This window comes from Kitasatospora sp. MY 5-36, from assembly GCF_001182915.1.
GTDB lineage: Bacteria > Actinomycetota > Actinomycetes > Streptomycetales > Streptomycetaceae > Kitasatospora.
Genome location: NZ_LFVW01000214.1, coordinates 1 through 17,399, shown reverse-complemented (window position 1 = coordinate 17,399; position 17,399 = coordinate 1). Strand labels below are relative to the sequence as shown.

Annotated in this window: 15 protein-coding genes and 2 CRISPR repeat arrays; of the genes, 9 read left to right on the top strand and 6 right to left on the bottom strand. The window is 72.3% G+C overall.

Going from position 1 to position 17,399, the window contains the following annotated elements:
* Positions 1–181 precede the first annotated feature (181 nt).
* Positions 182–478: a hypothetical protein gene (locus AE652_RS47375; protein ID WP_049652025.1), complete on the bottom strand. Its 297-nt coding sequence runs from the start codon at positions 476–478 to the stop codon at positions 182–184.
* A 1,937-nt stretch (positions 479–2,415) separates the two neighbouring features.
* Positions 2,416–2,833: a CRISPR direct-repeat array (repeat unit 24 nt; unit sequence GTTGCAAGCCCTCCAGGGCTGGTT).
* A gap of 212 nt (positions 2,834–3,045) precedes the next feature.
* Between AE652_RS47375 and cas6 the strand changes: the two genes are divergently transcribed.
* The 8 genes from cas6 to cas2 are packed head-to-tail and all read left to right on the top strand — an operon-like array spanning position 3,046 to position 11,155.
* On the top strand, positions 3,046–3,810 hold the full coding sequence (gene cas6, locus AE652_RS15875) for a CRISPR-associated endoribonuclease Cas6 (RefSeq protein ID WP_234348400.1): 765 nt from the start codon (positions 3,046–3,048) through the stop codon (positions 3,808–3,810).
* A 26-nt stretch (positions 3,811–3,836) separates the two neighbouring features.
* Positions 3,837–5,219 (top strand): hypothetical protein, encoded by a 1,383-nt coding sequence (locus tag AE652_RS15870; protein ID WP_234348399.1) that lies wholly within the window; start codon positions 3,837–3,839, stop codon positions 5,217–5,219.
* Positions 5,220–6,281 (top strand): type I-B CRISPR-associated protein Cas7/Cst2/DevR, encoded by a 1,062-nt coding sequence (gene cas7i, locus AE652_RS15865; protein ID WP_049652023.1) that lies wholly within the window; start codon positions 5,220–5,222, stop codon positions 6,279–6,281.
* The gene (gene cas5, locus AE652_RS15860; protein ID WP_049652022.1) at positions 6,278–6,985 is read left to right on the top strand and encodes a CRISPR-associated protein Cas5; all 708 of its coding nucleotides are present in this window, start codon (positions 6,278–6,280) and stop codon (positions 6,983–6,985) included. Before cas7i ends, cas5 begins: the two co-directional genes overlap by 4 nt.
* Positions 6,967–9,387: a CRISPR-associated helicase/endonuclease Cas3 gene (locus AE652_RS15855; RefSeq protein ID WP_082345751.1), complete on the top strand. Its 2,421-nt coding sequence runs from the start codon at positions 6,967–6,969 to the stop codon at positions 9,385–9,387. The genes cas5 and AE652_RS15855 overlap by 19 nt, the downstream gene beginning before the upstream one ends.
* A complete protein-coding gene (locus AE652_RS15850; RefSeq protein ID WP_049652021.1) occupies positions 9,384–9,905 on the top strand; it encodes a CRISPR-associated protein Cas4 in 522 nt (173 codons plus the stop codon). Before AE652_RS15855 ends, AE652_RS15850 begins: the two co-directional genes overlap by 4 nt.
* Positions 9,905–10,885 carry a type I-B CRISPR-associated endonuclease Cas1b gene (cas1b, locus tag AE652_RS15845; protein WP_049652020.1) on the top strand — a complete coding sequence of 327 codons (981 nt, stop codon included), beginning with the start codon at positions 9,905–9,907 and terminating at the stop codon, positions 10,883–10,885. The genes AE652_RS15850 and cas1b overlap by 1 nt, the downstream gene beginning before the upstream one ends.
* Before the next feature lie 6 nt (positions 10,886–10,891).
* Positions 10,892–11,155 (top strand): CRISPR-associated endonuclease Cas2, encoded by a 264-nt coding sequence (cas2, locus tag AE652_RS15840; protein WP_049652019.1) that lies wholly within the window; start codon positions 10,892–10,894, stop codon positions 11,153–11,155.
* A gap of 89 nt (positions 11,156–11,244) precedes the next feature.
* Positions 11,245–11,854: a CRISPR direct-repeat array (repeat unit 29 nt; unit sequence GTCGTGATCAGCCCTGGAGGGCTTGCAAC).
* An 86-nt stretch (positions 11,855–11,940) separates the two neighbouring features.
* Here the strand turns inward: cas2 and AE652_RS15835 are convergent.
* The 3 genes from AE652_RS15835 to AE652_RS15825 form a co-directional block, all read right to left on the bottom strand.
* Positions 11,941–12,816 (bottom strand): class I SAM-dependent methyltransferase, encoded by an 876-nt coding sequence (locus AE652_RS15835; RefSeq protein WP_234348398.1) that lies wholly within the window; start codon positions 12,814–12,816, stop codon positions 11,941–11,943.
* 111 nt (positions 12,817–12,927) lie between these two features.
* Positions 12,928–13,794 (bottom strand): RNA polymerase sigma-70 factor, encoded by an 867-nt coding sequence (locus AE652_RS15830; RefSeq protein WP_049652017.1) that lies wholly within the window; start codon positions 13,792–13,794, stop codon positions 12,928–12,930.
* The gene (locus tag AE652_RS15825; protein ID WP_049652016.1) at positions 13,791–14,417 is read right to left on the bottom strand and encodes a carboxymuconolactone decarboxylase family protein; all 627 of its coding nucleotides are present in this window, start codon (positions 14,415–14,417) and stop codon (positions 13,791–13,793) included. The genes AE652_RS15830 and AE652_RS15825 overlap by 4 nt, the downstream gene beginning before the upstream one ends.
* Before the next feature lie 257 nt (positions 14,418–14,674).
* On the opposite strand from AE652_RS15825, the gene AE652_RS15820 reads away from it, so the two are divergent.
* Positions 14,675–15,133: a DinB family protein gene (locus AE652_RS15820; RefSeq protein ID WP_049652026.1), complete on the top strand. Its 459-nt coding sequence runs from the start codon at positions 14,675–14,677 to the stop codon at positions 15,131–15,133.
* Between the two features lie 22 nt (positions 15,134–15,155).
* On the opposite strand, the gene AE652_RS15815 is transcribed toward AE652_RS15820, so the two are convergent.
* Both AE652_RS15815 and AE652_RS15810 read right to left on the bottom strand, forming a co-directional pair.
* A complete protein-coding gene (locus tag AE652_RS15815) occupies positions 15,156–15,659 on the bottom strand; it encodes a hypothetical protein (RefSeq protein WP_049652015.1) in 504 nt (167 codons plus the stop codon).
* Between the two features lie 220 nt (positions 15,660–15,879).
* Positions 15,880–17,399 (bottom strand): CehA/McbA family metallohydrolase (locus AE652_RS15810; protein WP_049652014.1); only part of this gene is annotated, 1,520 nt, incomplete at its 5' end.

The following is a 17,399-nucleotide window of genomic DNA, read 5'->3' as shown; positions in this document are numbered from 1 at the left end:
CCCACCACCTGCACCGCCACCGCCACTCCGACCTTCGGGGACGCCGCCCCGGCCGACGATGACCACGAGGCGCATGCCCGGGGTCACCGGCACGGCGGTGCAGGCCAGGGCCGCTCCGCCGCCCCCGCCGCCGGCCCCTCCGGCGCCGCCGCCGCCCGTGGCGCTACCGAGGAAGGTCCAGTTACCGCCTCCTCCTCCGCCCCACCACGCCTCCGCCACCGGGCGCGCCCCCGCCCCCCGGGCCGAGCGCGTACAGGTTCAGCGAGGTGACGCCCTCGGTCACCTTGAAGAGGTAGATGTCGGCCTTGCCGTACGCCTGCTGGCCGTGGGGCTGGTCGGCCAGGGCGGGGAGCCCGCCGTCCTCGGGACGCGGGGTGGGCGGGAGCCGCCGCCGCGAGCTGGCAGCACAACGCCATGGGCACCCCGAGCAGCACGCCCGGCTGCCCGAGCGGAAGCACCCGGCGCGCACGGTGCGCACGGGAGCGCCGTACCGGAGGCACGACGGACGACGACGAAGCGGACCCACGGACAGGCCCGCACGATCTACGGAGTCTCATGCTCCCCTTGCGCCCGGACCTCCGGGGCCGGTACCCGCCGATCGCCCCTGGCGGTGCATTAGAGGAGGCAGAGCGCGGGCGTGCGAACGAGGCCGCACGCCCGGGGTTTCCCAGGGGGACGTGGAGCATGCCGCCCCGGCACGGAAGTCGTGTGCTCCGGGTCGGCTGGAGCCGCCGGCGCACACTCCCGTGTAACCCGTCGGTGGGCGGGCTGGAGGCCACTCTGTACCCTGGCAGCCCGCTACGGCGTTGCAACCGGCTCTACGAACGCCCGGCATCCAGTTCCGGGCGCACCGGCCGATCGTGCCCGCCGTCAAGAGGCACGCCTGCCGGGACGGCGGCGCTGCCCGGGCCGGCGCGGCCGGGCACTGTTCCGGCCACCCCCCTTCGGACGCGGCTTCGGGGCACGGGCGAACCGAGCCCTCGACCGCTTCAACTCGGCCACCCGACGCGACGATCGCCGGGTACGGCGCGGACGCCGTACGGACGGCTCCACCGTTGTACCGGGCGGCAGATCCGCCCGCCGCCTGGCGCGGCCCTTGATGAATTGAAGGGACCACTCCAACACGATGCTCAGGACTACTCCCGCGACCTTGACCGTAGCTTCGTCCTGCCACAGCAACTCGATGAACTGCACTTCTATCCTCCAGTGATTCGACAAGCTGGAGGGGTGTAGATCACGCGGCCGAGCCGACACCCAGCCTGTGGGCGCCCACCCCGGAACGACCGGCCGCGTCGGCCCTCCCGGGAGCCCGGGGAACCAGAGGCACCCGGAGCCGGGCGACTCCACAGGCGATGGCCAGCGGCTCCGGCGCACCCTCGGTCCCCGACCTCAGGACGCACGCGGCAGCTGGCGGAGGATCTATTCGGGCTTCCAGCCGCCGCCGGCGGGCGCACAGCGGGGTGAGGGGTTGCGGTCCCTGAACGCGCCGCTCGCGGTGCCAACCCGGACGCATCGCTGCGGATGGCGCTACGCGGGCAACCGCAGCGCCCGGCACGACGGCCGCCAGCAGCGCGTCGAGGAGTACGAGAACGGATTCCGAGACGTTCACCTGGTCATCCCCCCACGGAACAGAGGCCTTGGCGACAAGCCGCGCGTAGTGCTGGGGTCTATGCGCTCAAGGCAGCACCAGTATTGGTTGGTCCTTCATGGATCGGCCCAAGGCTTGCTGGCCGCTGGGCTTGGCTGCTGCATCCGACAGTTGATAAAGCCGCAGGTGAGAGGCTAAATGTCGGATGATGAGTGTGGTTTGGGAGCAGTCCGGCCCGGGGCTGATATCACCCGATCGTGGGACGCCTCTCTTGATAGATGAGCCCTCGCGATGCCGGTGAGCTCATCGACGAACTAGATAACCCGCTCCGAGGAAATCAACCTGCAAGCAAGGTCGGGAGCAGCGGCACCCGGAGTGGACTGGCACCGCTCATGGGTGATTACGTCGACCCTGAGCGTTGGTCGCGGAGCTGTCGGGACTGGTTCGGATGAGCGTGTTGGCCAGCGGCGGTGTCCGCCCGAGGGCTTCACCGCCGCCAGCCTCTCGACCAACTCTATGGCGCGCTCATTGCAAGCCCTCCAGGGCTGATGAGAACGAACCTGACCAGCGCCACGACGGCACCGTACGAGTGTCGGCCCGCCAAGGCTAGCGGCCTTTGTTGGAGCCCACCAACGTCGTGTCCTGCGAGGCTGATCGCCGCCCCGGTGGGGAGAGCCCCGTGAGCCCGCTCGCCCCGTTGCGAACCCTCCAGGACCTATCTCTACAACCCCGATGGCCCACTTCGGCCTTGTGGTCATCGGGTTGTGAACTATCCAGGGCTGATCACCGCCGGCTCTGGAGGCGGAGCCCGGCGAGTACAACATGACAATGCGAGCCCTCCAGGGCTGGTTACGACCTCCTGATCGTCGTCGTGCTCGCCTGACGCTGCTGGTTGCAAGCCCTCCGGGGCTGGTTACGACTAGGAGACGGTGCCCCGCAGCGAGGACGGGTCGACGTTGCAAGCCCTCCAGGGCTGGTTACGACGCCCTCCCGCCGTCAGCACGCCCACGTGCAGGCCGCGTTGCAAGCCCTCCAGGGCTGGTTACGACGCGGTCACGTGCTGCTCCGCCCGGGGCAGGTGCTTCCGGTTGCAAGCCCTCCAGGGCTGGTTACGACTCCCCGGACTCCCCCTTCTCCCTGCCAGGAGGCCCGTTGCAAGCCCTCCAGGGCTGGTTGCGACCGGTGGTCGCGGTCTGCGTGTAGGTGAGGTACAGGCGTTGCAAGCCCTCCAGGGCTGGTTGCGACCCGAGGGTAAAGCACCAGGTCCAGCGGCGCGTGCGGATTGCGTTCGGCGATGTTGTTGCGGCGACTCGGCGGTAGTGCATCGTGGCAGGTCAGGGCGTTTTGGGTCTGCTGCCTCTGCGGGTGGACGCTGTTCCCGTCGCGGGGCTGGTGGCGGTGACGCCGGGGCCTCTAGCACATATGGCTGGCTATTGCTCCAAATCGTGAGGAATGCGGTGTCGATCGTTCACGCCCGACTAGCTTGCGGCGTGTTCGGGTTGCGGCACGCGGGTCGGGAGAGTCTGGTGCGGGTGAGGGTCGATGTGACGCCGGATGCGTCGAGTGTGCGGTGGGAGGACGTGCACGGGGCGGCGCGGGGTGTGGTGTACGGGTTGCTCAGTGGGCAGGACGAGGCCCTGGCGCAGGCCCTGCACGACGGCGGGTGGCGGGGGAAGCCGCTGAAGCCGGTGGGGGTGGCCGGGCCGCTGTTTCTGGGGGCGCCGCGGAAGAGGGGCGTGTACTCGACGTCGCGGGACGGTTCGGTGTGGTTCGGGTCGCCGGTGCCGGAGATCGCGTCCGTGCTGGTGCGCGCGCTGGCCGGGGCCGATGAACTGGTGTGGGGCGCAACGCGGTTGCGGGTGCGCGGAGTCGCGGTGGACATGGATGCGCTGCTGCCGCCGGGGGAGGGGTCGGTGGAACTGGAGACGATGACGCCGGTCGTGCTCAAGCACGAGAGCTGGAACCTGCTCCCGGGCGACGAGCACTACCTGGACCGCCTCCAGCACAACCTGGCGCACAAGGCGGACGTGTTGGGCCTGCCGGCCCCGCACGGTCTGCGGGTGCTGGAGGCGGGCCCCCGGCGGCGGTTCACGGTGCGTGGGGCGCCGAGGGTCGGGGCGCGGGTGCGGGTGGCGATGGAGGCTGACGGCCGGTTCGTGAACGCGATCCGTTCCTGGGGGCTGGGCTTGGACACGATCCAGGGCTTCGGGTGGGTACGGTGACGGCCCTCGTCGCGTCCGGTCATCCCTTGCAGCGGGCGGGTGCCTGGGCCGTGGCCGTCATCGCCGAGCGCGACGGCCCGGGCCGGGTGAGCGCCGCAGACCTCGACGCCATGGCGTCCACCCTGGTGGCGGACGTGCTGGCGGCCGCGACGGCACCCAAGGACAGCGGCGGCCGCTACGACTGGTGGAAGGTCCTGTTCGCGCTGTACCCGAACTCGAAGGCCACGCACAGCAAGCGGCCCTCCGACCCGAACGTGCTGAGGCCGGACATCGAAAGGCTCTTCGCCCCGGACGCCCCGCAGGCCGGGCCGGTGCGGCCGTGCACGTTCTGCGGCGCCGGTACGGTGGTGGTCTGGGCGAAGTCGAACCTCCCCCTGTTCGACACCAGCAAGGCCCTGAACACCCTGCCGCCCGGCGTCCCCGGCTGGCCGGTCTGCCGGGGGTGCCGGATCGCGATGTGGGCGCTGCCCTATGGTGCCTGGGTGACGGCCGGCTCGGCCACCGTCCTGTCCTGCCAGGAACCGGGCGCCGAGCGGGAGTTCGCCCGCCGTAACGTACGGCGTGCCCGTCGCGTCATGCAGGCCGGTTTCGCCGGGATGCCCGCCGGGGCCAGGCCCGAGCTGGTCGTCCTCACCGGGCTGCGGGACGCCACCGACGGCCTGTGCGCGACCACCTTGTGGAGCTTCAAGAACGACAACCAGGAGCCCTGGCTGCGCGTCACCCGCACCCGGCGCGCCGTCCCGGCCTTCCTCGCCACCGTCGACGGCAACGCACCGCTGCGCCGTGGCTGGCACCTGCTGCGTCGTGCCCTGGCTCGGCCGGACGCCGGGAGGAGCGGCGCGAGCGAGGCGGCGCGGCTGCTGTTCGAGGCGGAGGACGGACGGAGTCGCCCGCTGCTCGGGCAGGTGCACCGCCTCCTCGCGGATCCCGACGGCGCGTGGAGCGTCGACGACCGCGAGGCCCTGGTCCGGCTTGCCTTCACCTACGCCGAGGAGGTCTTCGGAATGGAAACGGATCTTGAACCGGTGGCGACGCTGATCGCCGACTGGATCGCCCAGGACGGCTCGCGCGGGCGCCTGGCCGAGTACCGCAGGGCCGCGCTCAACGACTACCAGCTCGGCGCGCTCATGGTGAAGGCCTACATGCGTCTGCAACTGGTCGGGAACAAGACGCCGTTGGCGGGCCCCGAGCTGTGGAAGCCGCTGATCGGGCGCCAGCCGCGCGCCTGGGAGCAGCGGATGCTCCTGTTCGCGCTGGTGTCGGTGATGCTCCAGCGCCGAGGGGTCGCGATCAGCGGCAAGGAGCCCGACCCGCAGCAGGAACGCGAGATCGAGGAGCTGGCGGAGCAACCGGCGTTCGGCGTGGACGCCGAGGACGAGTACGACGCATACGAGATGGAGCAGGCGTAAATGGCTTACCTGGCAGGGATGATGGTGCTCGCCGTGAAGGCCGGGGCACCCAACAACGGGCGGAGCGAGGAGACCGTGTCCCGCGTCAAGTTCGCGCGGATCAGGGGCCGCAAGTACCCGTACGTGTCCGCGCAGGCGGCGCGCCGCTGGATCCGGGAGACCATGGTCGAGCGCGGCTCGGTACCGTCCCCCGTCACCCGGGTCGGCAAGGCGCAGGGTAAGGCGCAGAAGGCCAACACCCAGGCGGATCCCGTTCGTTACCCGGACGACGACCTGTTCGGCTACATGCGGGCGGGTGCGAGGAAGGACGACGCGGCGACCACCCTGCGCGACAGCCCGTTCATGCTCGGCACCCTGATGTCCGTCGAACCCGCCTACCCGACCGAGGACTTCGGCGTCATGTCCCGGAGGGTGAACGAACCCGTCCTGCACGGCCACGAGTTCTACACCGCCGACCTCGCCGCGCCCTTCCTGCTCGACCTTCCGAGGATCGGCACGTTCACGCTGCCCGGGGCGGACGGGGTGGGCCGGCCCAACTACCTCACCCAGGGGCAGGCGCTCCAGGTGGCGGAGGCCGCCGCGCTCGGCGCCACCACCGGCCCGTTCCGCGACCAGCCGGCTGTCCGGCTGCCGCTGGAGGAGCGGCGCCGCCGGGCCGCGCTGCTGCCCGAGGCGATCGCGCACCTGAGCGGCGGGGCGAAGCAGGCCCTGCACTACGGCGACCGGGTGCCCGCGCTGATCGTCCTGGTCCCCTTCAAGGGCGGCATCAACCCGCTGGGCCACGTGATCGACAGCGACCCCGACACGGGGGTGCGGGTGCGCGGGGACGTCCTGGTCCAGGAGCTCGAAGCGTGGGCGGGGGAGTGGGAGGGGCCGGTACGGATCGGTTGGCGGCCCGGCTTCCGCGACCAGGCGCGCGAGGACTTCGAGAAGCAGTGCGAGCGGCAGCTGGCCGAGGGCACCATCGTCGTCGACCACCCCCGGACTGTTCTGCTCAAGCTGGCGGAGGAACTGCGCGCGGGCGAGCTGGACGGCTGGTTCGACGACCCGGAGCCGCGATGACCCCGGCGCCACCGGGCGGGCCGGTACGGGCCCTGCGTGCGACGTTCCACGCGCCCGTGGCCTCCTTCCGGGACCCGCTGTTCCCCGGTGTCACCCGCGTTCTCCCGGTGCCGCCGCCGTCCACCGTCCGCGGGCTGCTGGCGGCCGCCACCGGCGCGTACGCCGAACCCTTCGTCCTCGGCATGGCGGCCTGGTCGGAAGGCCACGGTACCGACACCGAGACCTACCATCCGATCGCCGCCGACGGCAGCAACCCGTCCGCCGGCGGCCGCATCCGGGCCGGAAAGGGCGGTACGACGGCCAAGGACCGGCCCTTCCTCGCCGACGTCCACCTGACCCTGTGGCTGCCCGGACCGGGAGCGGACGGCGACCGGTTCGCCCGGGCGCTGCGTCGGCCTCGTCACGCCCTGCGCCTGGGCCGCTCCCAGGACCTCGTCCACCTCACCGGACTGGCCCACGTCGTCCTCGAACCCGCCGAGCGGGCGGTCGTCGGCCACGCCCTCGCCCCCGCCGACGGCCACGACGTGCCCTCCGCCCACGAGCACCGCCTCGCCGACACCGTCTCCGCCGACCGCCTCACCACCCGCTGGTCGCCGTACCTGTGGTGCGACGAACCCGCCGGGGCGGCACCGGTCCGCGGCGCCTACCGAGAAGCACCCACCAGTAACGAGGACACCCAAGCCGTATGGCTGCTGACCCCCTGACCCCACCCCTGACCCCACCCCTGGCCCCACCACGAAGGCGCGCCCTCACCGACCTGCGGGCCAAGTCGCTGCCCCGGGAATACCCCGAACGCCTCACCACCCACCTGCGCACCGTCCACGACGCGGTCGCCCAGCTGGAGGCGCGCATCGGGGCCGCCGGCATCATCGCCACCGAACCGCAGTTCTGGAGCCTCGTACGCGTCGCGGCGCTGCTGCACGACGCGGGCAAGATCGCCGAACTGTTCCAACGGCAGGTCGAACCCGGCGGCAAACCCTGGGGCGAGCGCCACGAGGTCCTCTCCCTCGCCTACGTCGACCTGCTGGCCCCGGTAGCGGGGTGGGGCAGCGAGGAGCGCCTGCTGATCGCCACGCTCGTCGCCGGCCACCACCGGCCGCTCCACGCGGCGTCCTCCCTCGGCGGCGGCAAGCCCGCCCTGTCCCGCCTCTACAACGAACGGACCCGCTGGGACGAGGCCTTCGGCCACGTGCCCGGCCCGGACGGCCGACGGCCGCAGGTCCCGCGCGGCCTGCACCAGGAACTCCTGGCCTGGCTGGCCGGCTCCCTCGGCACCGAACCCGCACCACCGGGGCCGAACGACCCGGTGCTCGCCGACCGGGCCCGCCTGCTCCTCCAGGACGTCCTCACCGCCTGGAGGCTCCCGGTGAAGGCCCACCAGGGCCTGCTCGCCGTCCTGGCCCAGGGCGCCCTCACCCTGGCCGACCACGCAGGCTCCGCCCACGTGGACCTCCAGACCCACATGCCGCTGCCCACCGACTACCTCGCGCGGCTCCCGTACCCGCCGCACCGGCACCAGCACGACGCCGGTACGACCGTGGGCCACCTCGTCCTCATCGCCCCCACGGGCAGCGGCAAGACGGAGGCCGGACTCGCCTGGGCAGCCCGGCAGTTGGCGACGATGGCGGGCATGCCCAGGGTCGTGTGGACCCTGCCCTACCGCGCCTCCCTCAACGCCGCCCGACGGCGCTTCCAGCACACCCTCCACCCGGCCGCGGGGGAGAAGCAGCCCGACATCGGCCTCCTCCACGGCGCCCTCGCCCGTACCCTCCTCACGGAGGCGTCGGAGGACGACTGCTGTAGCGGCCCCACCAAGGACGACGCCCGCAAAGCCCGCGCCCGTGCCAACGCCATGCGCCTGTTCACCCAACGCCTGCGCGTCGCCACGCCCCACCAACTCCTCGCCTCCGCCATCGCCGGGCCCACCCATTCCTCCGTCCTCCTCGAACAGGCCAACTCCCTGTTCGTCCTGGACGAACTCCACGCCTACGACCCCGAGACCTTCGGCCGGCTCTGCGCCGCGATGCGGCTGTGGGAACAACTCGGCAGCAGGATCGCCGTGTTGTCCGCGACTCTCGCCCCGCCGCTGCTGACCATCGTCGACGAGAGCCTGCACCAGCCCGTCACCTGCCACCGGGCCGAGCCCGGGACGGCGCCGGTGCGGCACCGACTGGTCGTCGACGAGCTCGCGCTGACGGACCCGGAGAGCATCGCGCGGCTGGAAGGGTGGATCGACGAGGGGCACAGCGTGCTGGCGGTCGTCAACAGGGTTGCCGCGGGGCAGGCCCTCTTCGCCGCCCTCGCCGACCACGCCCGCGAGCAGCACCCCGACGACCCGGACGCCGCGCTGCTCCTCCACTCGCGCTTCAAGAACAAGGACCGCGACGAGATCGAACGCCGACTCCTGAAACGCCACCGCGAGCGCCGGTCCGACGACGCGCCGCGTCGAGGCGGTCTGGTCGTGGCCACGCAGACGGTGGAGGTCTCGCTGCAACTCGACTTCGACCGGGGCGCGGTGGAGAACGCCCCTATCGAGGCCGTCGCCCAGCGCGCCGGACGCGTCAACCGTCGGGGCCTCCACCCGGACGGGGCGGTCGAGTTCCGTGTCCACCGGACGGACGGCCACCGCCCGTACGACCAGGGCGCGGTGGAGGCCGCCTGGTCGGCGCTCACCACCCTGGCGGTGGAAGGCGCCACCGACCTCAGCGAACAGGACATCGACCGCCTCCTCGCCCTCGCCTACGACACCGACTGGGGCCGCGAATGGGCAGGGCGGGCGCGGAAGGCCCGCGACGATTTCACCGCCGAGTTCCTCACCTTCGCCGACCCCTTCCACGACCGCACCGAGTACGCGAAGTCCCTCGGCGAACGCTTCGACACCGTGGAGGTGCTCCTGGAGGAGGACACCGAGGAGTACCGCCGACTCGCGGTCGGCAAGAAGGCGGACCCGCTCCTCGCCGCCGGGCTGCTCATCCCGCTGGGCTACGGGCAGTTGAAGACCTACAGCCACGCGTTCGACCGGTCGCTAGGCGTCCATCTCGTCAAGGGCGAGTACGACCCCGTCCTGGGCCTCCGCCCGCCCGCCGAAACGGAGACGATCCTGTGAAGCCCATCCCTGCGAGTCCACTCGGCGACGACCAGGGCCTCGGCGGCGTCCACATCAAGTACCTGCGCCACTGCCCGCGCCAACTCTGGCTCTACACGCGCGGTTACCGGCCCGAAGGCGGCAGCGACCTCGTCGCCTTCGGGGAGGTCGTGAGCGAGACCACGTTCACGCGACGGCGGGACGTCGACCTCGGCGAAGCCCGCATCGACTGGGTCACCGCCGGGGCCGTCATCCACGAGACCAAGTCCTCCCGCAGCCCATCGCCCGCCCACGACGCCCAAGTCCGGCACTACTGCCTGCTGTTGGAGCGCCGAGGCGTCAACGTGCGCGGCGGCACCGTCCACTACCCCCTCATCCGCCGCACCACCGATGTCCCCTGGAACGAAGAGGCGCGAGAAGCGGCCGAGACCGCCGAGGACGAGGCCCGCGCCGTCATCGCCTCGGCCGAACCCCCCGACCGCCGGACCCGTGCCGCCTGCCGCGGCTGCTCCTACCTCGACTACTGCTGGGGAGACTGATGCCCGCCGTCGGCCGTACCTACTGGCTCACCGGACCCTGCCGCATCCGCCGCGAGGACGACAGCATCCGCATCGAGCGTGCCGACGGCAGCCCCGTCCGCATCCCCATCACGGACATCCGCGACCTCGTCGCCTTCGAGCACGTCGACCTCAACACCTCCGTGATGTCCCTCCTCAGCCGCCACGGCGTCACCGTCCACATCCTCGACCACTACGGCAACTACGCCGGACACTTCGCGCCCGCCGAGGCCATGTCCTCCGCCACCGTCCTCCGCCGACAGGTCGAGATCACCGGCGACCCCGCGCAACGCCTCCCGGTCGCGCGCGGACTCCTCCTCGCCACCGCCGAGAACCTCCGCTGGGCCCTCGACACCGACCTCCTCGACCCGGCACTCGAAACCCTGCGCACCGCCCTGCCCGACTGCCACGACACCGACGAACTCATGGGCCAGGAAGGCAACTTCCGCCGCACCGCCTGGGCCGTCCTCGACACCCGCCTCCCCGCCTGGCTCCGCCTCAACGGACGCACCCGCCGACCACCCACCAACGCCGGCAACGCCTTCATCAGCTACCTCAACGCCCTCACCTACGCCCGCGTCCTCACCGCCCTGCGCAGCACCCCGCTCCACCCCGCCATCGGCTTCCTGCACAGCGACACCGACCGCCGCCGCAACACCCTCGCCCTCGACCTCGCCGAACCCTTCAAACCCCTGCTCGCCGAACGGCTACTGCGACGGGCCGCCGGCCAGAAGCACCTCAAACCCAGCGACTTCGAGACGGAAGTCGGCCGCGCCGCACTCAGCGCGGACGGCCGCAAGAAGATCGCCGCCCTGGTTCGGGAGGAACTCGCGACGACGGTGTACCACCGGACGCTGAAGCGGAAGGTCAGCTACGAGGAGCTCATCCACCTCGAAGCACTCAAGCTCGTCCGGCTGTGTCTGGAAGGCACGCCGTACAAGCCCTTCCGGCCCTGGTGGTAGCCGCCGATGTTCGTCATCCTGGTCTACGACACCGCAGCCGAACGCAACCCGAAAGTATTGAAAACCTGCCGCAAGTACCTCCACTGGACCCAGCGCAGCGTCTTCCACGGCGAACTCACCGCCGCCCAGTACCGCGCCCTCACCCACACCCTCAATAGCGTGATCGACCCCAGCTACGACAGCATCGTCACCTACACCGCCCGCTCCCCGGACATGATCGACAGAGCAACACTCGGCGCCACCCTCGGCGGGCCGGGCGAGATCCTGTGACCAGTGCCGCTGCAGTACCGGCCGGTCGCCGCGCTTCCGCTGCCTACGGCGACGCCCGTAGGTGCGCTGACCTTGGGCTTTACCCTCGGGTCGTGATCAGCCCTGGAGGGCTTGCAACCGACGCCCTCGATGCGCGGCTCGGGCACGGTCACCTGTCGTGATCAGCCCTGGAGGGCTTGCAACGACGGTCAGCTTACGGAGGCCGGCCGACGCGTCCATTGTCGTGATCAGCCCTGGAGGGCTTGCAACATGCCGCGCACGGCCACCTGGAGGTCGGCCACGTGTCGTGATCAGCCCTGGAGGGCTTGCAACGGACCGGGGTGTAGACGGGGGCGGAGGGCTGGGCCGGGTCGTGATCAGCCCTGGAGGGCTTGCAACACGGGGACCTGGAGTTGGTAGCGGGCGCGGTAGCCGGGTCGTGATCAGCCCTGGAGGGCTTGCAACGCGCGCTGGGGCAGGCCCTTGGCGAGTAGCCAGCGTCGTGATCAGCCCTGGAGGGCTTGCAACGTACGGACCAACTCCATGACGTGCACCACGCGGCCGTCGTGATCAGCCCTGGAGGGCTTGCAACGCGAGTCGGGCGAGGTCGGCCTCCCAGGCCGCCAGCGTCGTGATCAGCCCTGGAGGGCTTGCAACCCCGTGGTGCCCGGGGTGCCCCAGGCCAGTCCGGGTCGTGATCGGTCCTGGAGGGCTTGCAACATGCCGAGGGTCTTCAGCCCGACGGCCGCCTGCCGGGTCGTGAGCGGCCCTGGGCCCGTCACGGGCCCAGGGCCGCTCACCGCCGGTCAGATGCGGATGGCGGTGAGGACGTGGTAGTCGAGGAGGCCGTCGCGCCAGGCGGGGAGGAAGTGGCGGGTCCAGTGGGCGGCGGGGACGGCGTCGGTGAGGTAGCGGTCGAGGCCGGGCCAGACGTCGGCGCCGATGGATTCGGTGGTGATGTCGGTGAAGCCGGTGCGGGTGAGGGAGGTGGTGAAGTCGTCCAGGGGGTGGGCGATGTCGAGGCCGTCGGCGAAGCTGGCGAGGAGGATCTTGAGGCGTTCGGCGACGTCGGGGCCGGGGGCGGTGAAGAAGGTGGCGACGACGAGCCGGCCGCCGGGGCGCAGGACGCGGGCGGACTCGCGGGCGAAGCCGGTCAGTTCGCGGAAGTGCTGGGCGGCCTCGACGGAGAAGACGCCGTCCAGATAGCCGTCGGAGAAGGGGAGTTCGTCCGCCGAGCCGAGGGTGTACGCCAGCCGATCGGGGTACGTTGCCAGGGCTCTCGCGTTGACGGCGCGGGCCCGCTCGATCTGGTCGGGGTGGATGTCCACGCCCGTCACGCCCGCGAACCGGAACTCCCGCAGGGCGAGGGCGGCACCCAGCCCCCGGCCGCAGCCCACCTCCGCCAGCCGCAGCCGCTCCCGCGGCTCCGGGAACTCCCGCAGCACCCGCCGGTACATCTGTTCCTGGCTGCGCACCCGGTCCTCGGAGGTCGGGTCGGCGAGGTCGATCCCTTGCCAGTAGCCGAAGTTGATGAAGCCTCCGGCGAACGACGGGGCGGTGCTGAGGTCGTCGACGCCGTACGTCCGGCGTACGGTCGGGGGGATGCGGTTGTGGTCCATGGGCCGCTGGGTCTCCTGCTCGGTGGGCGCCCGGCCGTCGGGCGCGCCGAGGTACGTACCCAAACCTGTGGTGGTCCGAACACGGTACGTGATGGCGGAGCGTCCAGGGAGCGGTGGGGGAGCGTGGTGGTGCTCCGAGCGGGCTCGGGGCACCACCACGCGAACGGGGAGAGGCTACCGGGTGAGGTCGGCCGGTGTGTCGAGGCGGGTCAGTTTCCGCGGGTTGCGCACGATGTAGACCCGGGTGACCCGGCCGTTCTCCACCGCGAGGCTCACCACCGAGGGTTCGCCGCCGATGTCGATCCGGCCGGCCGGGGCGCCGTTGAGCCACACCGCGGTGGTGTCGAACGGGACCGGCAGCCGCCCGGTGCGCGCGAGCAGCGCGGCCACGGCCTCGGCCCCGTGCACGGGGGCCGGTACGGCGGCCGCGATCCCGCCGCCGTCGGCGATCAGGACGACGTCCGGTGCCAGCACCTCCATCAGGTCCTGCAGCCGCCCGGTGCGCAGGGTCTCCAGGAACCGTTCCACCACCCGTTGTTGCTCGGAGCGGCTGACCCGTACCCGGGGCCGGCGGGCCGCCACGTGCGCGCGGGCGCGCCGGGCGATCTGCCGGACGGTGGGCGGGGTCTTGCCGAGGGCCTCGGCGATCTCCTCGTAGGGCAGCTCGAAGACCTCGCGCAGCACGAACACGGCCCGCTCGGTCGGCCCGAGCGTCTCCAGCACGGTCAGCATCGCGAACGAGACGCTCTCCGCGAGTTCGACGTCCTCGGCGACGTCGGGGCTGGTGAGCAGCGGCTCCGGCAGCCACTCGCCGACGTACTGCTCGCGTCGACGGGTGAGCGTCCGCAGCCGGTTGAGGCCCTGGCGGGTGACGATCCGGATGAGGTACGAGCGCGGGTCGTGCACCTGGGCGCGGTCGACCCCGGCCCACCGCAGCCAGGACTCCTGCAGGACGTCCTCGGCGTCGGCGGCGGAGCCGAGCAGCTCGTAGGCGACGGTGAAGAGCAGGCTGCGGTGGGCGACGAAGGGGTCCTCGGTCATGCCGGCTTCACTCCGGCCGGCACGTCAGCGGCGGTGTCGGCGTCGACGGTGCCAGCGGCGTCGTCGGCGGTGACGGTGGGCCGGGCCAGCGGGATCCCGCAGGAGTCGGAGAAGCCCTGCGACCGGACGCCGTTGGCGGTGTTGTTCCTGGTGGCCATGTTGACGAAGGCGACGTAGGCGGTGAGTTCGACCATGGCCGCCGGGCCGAGCTCGTCCAGCAGGTGCTCGTACTGCTCGTCGGTGACGGCCGGCGGGGTCACCGTCATGGCCTCGGCGTACGCCATCACCTCGCGTTCCAGCGCCGTGAACACCTCCGCCGCCCGCCAGTTCGGCACCTGGCTCGCCTTGGCCGGGTCCAGGCCCTGGTTCCGGGCCTGGAAGTAGCCGACGTCCAGGCACCAGCCGCAGCCGACCTGGGCGGCCACCGCCATGTGCGCGAAGGACTTGAGGCCCTCGTCGAGCGCGTCCCACTCGGCGATCCCGCGGGAGAAGTCCAGGTTCGCGGTGGCGACGGCGGGGTTGTGCCAGACGGCCTCGACGGGTTCGAGGGCGGTCCCGAACGTCCTGATCATGTTCTCGCTCAGCTCGGCGGGCAGCTGGGCCTTCGGCAGTCGCAGTGCCATGGTGTCCTCCGGGTTCGGTGGTTCGGTGGTTCGGCGGGTTGCCGGACATGAAGACACCGGAGGGCGCCCGGATGTGACAGCGGATGGCGAAGCCGGGAAGCCAGCCAGCCAGGTGGGCGGCCGGGAGAAAAGGCGTTTCGGACCGGCCGGGCGGTTCGCTACAGTCCGCCGGGAGTCCGACCACCGCGAGGAGACCGACCACCGTGACCGTCCCCGACGACCGCCCCGCCCCGCCGCTGACCGGGGGCGAGCGCGAGATGCTGCGCGGCTTCCTCGACTTCCACCGGGCGACCCTGGCCCTGAAGTGCGAGGGCCTGACCGACGAGCAGCTGCGGCTGCGCTCCAGCCCGCCGTCCACGCTCAGCCTGCTCGGGCTGGTCCGGCACATGGCGGAGGTCGAGCGGGTCTGGTTCCGCCGGGTGATCGACGGTGAGGAGCTGCCGCTGGTCTGGTCCGAGGACGGCGACTACCAGGCCGCCTACGACCCCGCCGGCGCCACCCGCGCCGAGGCCTTCACCGCGTGGCAGGCCGAGGTCGAGCACTCCCGCCGGATCGAGCTCGCCGCCGACTCCCTCGACGTCACCGGCTACCAGGCCCGGTGGGACGCCGAGGTGTCGCTGCGGCTGGTGATGCTCCACCTGATCCACGAGTACGCCCGGCACAACGGGCACGCGGACTTCCTGCGGGAGGCGATCGACGGCACGGTGGGCGCCTGAGCGCCGAGGGGAGCTACCGGGCCTACCAGCCGAGCAGGTGGGTGCGCCGGGTGAGGGCGGTGAGGACGGAGCCGGTGGCGGCCTCGGGGGTGAGCGCCGCGGTGTCGAGGGTGTGGGCGGTGTGGACGGTGTCCTCGGGCGCCGGGCCGGGGTGGAGGACGACGTAGTGGAGGGCGGCGCCGGTGGCGCGGCTCTCGCGGCGGAAGGTGTCGAGGGCGGCCGGGGCGGCGGGGGCCTCCACCACGACCTGGTAGCCGCGGGTGGCGTAGGCGAAGGCGGCCTGGGCGGCGGCCGCGAGGGCGGTGGCGTTCTGGCGCCCGGCCTCGGGCAGGTGGGGCGGGAGCTGGCCGCTGCGTATGACCCGCAGGAAGTCGTCCGTCCGCAGGTGGACGCTCGGGTTCAGTTCCCGGGCGAGCAGCTCCGCGACCGGGCTGTTCCCGGCCCCGGCGGGGTCGACGAGGACGAGGACGCCCCCGGCGCCCCCGCCGCCCCCGAGCTCCGGCCCACCTACGGTCGTACGGTTCACAGCTGCTGATCCCTTCGCGGGCCGGGGACGGTCGGGTAGCCGGGGCGGGGCGGTCGGAGTGCGAAGGGGCTGGTCGGCCCATATCCGGACATCCGACCGCCTCGTCCCTACGACTGATGCGTTTCGGGGATCAACCTAGTCCAAACGGGTGGTCCGAGTCGTCCCCAGCCCGCTTCCTGGGCGGGTCGGAGTGGTCGGTCGGCGGGGCCGGCCGGGGTGGTCAGCCCGCTTCGGTGCGCAGCACGATCGGGTTGGTGAGCGCCGCCATCGGGCCCCAGGGCAGGTCCGGGCCCATCGAGTTGCCCCTGCCGGGGGTGCCGTCCGCCTTCGGGTGGCGCACCTCGGCCCGGACGTACGCGGCGAGCGAGGCGGTGGTGCGCCAGATCACGGTGCCGGAGCCGTCGGCGGGCAGCGGCTCCTGGTGCATCTGGCCCTCGTCGGTGAGCAGGCGGACCGTCCCGCCGGGCACGCCGGAGACGGTGAGCCGGACGTCCAGCGGGGCGTCGGCCGGGACGGTCAGCTCCTCGCCGATGCCCGCCCGGCGGCCGTGCCCGGTGACGGTGAGGTCCAGCGTGACGGCGGAGGACTCGGCCAGCCAGCTGCGCCCGGCGCGCAGCCCGTCGAGGATCGCGTCCCGGGTGAGGTCCTCGGCCAGGACGACGTTGTGCGGGGAGCCGATGGCCTGCGGCTCGCTGTGCGCGTCGCTGTTGCCCAGGGCGGGCAGCCAGGAGCGGCCCTCGCGCAGGGCGACGGCGAGCCGGCCGTCCCAGGTGTCCACCGCCGACTCGTCGTCGTACGTCCAGGGGCCGTTCCACACCTCGACGCCGTCGGCCTGCTCGTAGCCGAACTTCCACTGGCAGGCGACGTACGGGCAGTACGGGTGCGCGGGCACCACCAGGCCGCCGGACCGGTGGACCTGGCGGACGAAGCGCGGGAACTCCTCGTCGCGGGAGCGGTAGCGCCAGTCGACGAACTGACCGGGCTCCAGGCCGAGGGCCAGCCAGTGGCCGTTGCGGGTGGTGATCTCCTCGCCCGGCAGGATCAGCAGGTCGGGGCCGGCCAGCGGGCCCCAGACGGCGTGCGAGGAGCTGGTGTTGTGGTCGGTGGAGACGATGAAGTCCAGGCCGGCCGCGCGGGCCCCGGCGGCCACCTCCTCGGGCTTGCGCCGCCCGTCGGAGTGGACGGTGTGCAGGTGGCAGTCGCCCCGGTACCAGGCGCGGCCGCGGCCGCGGGCCCGCTCCGCCGGGTAGTGCGGGGTGAACCGCGGCCCGGGGGCGCCGAAGCGGAGGGTGACCTCGACGTGGTACTCCAGGCCCTGCGGGGCGACCTGGTAGGGGCCGAGGACCACGTGCCAGGTGCCGGGGTTGACCGGGCCGGGGAGGTAGCCGGGGGTCGCGGCGGCGCGGGAGAGGCTGAACTCGGTGCGGAAGCCGCCGGACCAGCCGCGGAAGCCGGGGCCGCCGAGGTCGGTGCCGCGCTCGTCGAAGATGCCGATGTCGCAGGAGTTGCCGGGGGTGCCGGCCGGGACGGGCGGCTTGTCGTAGCCGTAGGAGACGGCGATCTCGCGGACGCCCTCGGGGACCTCGACCGGAAGGTAGACGAAGTCGGGGGAGCCGGTGGGCAGGTGGCCGGTGAGGGTGAGGGTGCGGTCGGGGGGTGTGGCGCCGGGGGCGGCGGCGGGGCCGTCGGAGGGGGCGGCGTCCGCCCGGCCGCCGGTGGCGGCGGCGAGGCCGAGCGCGG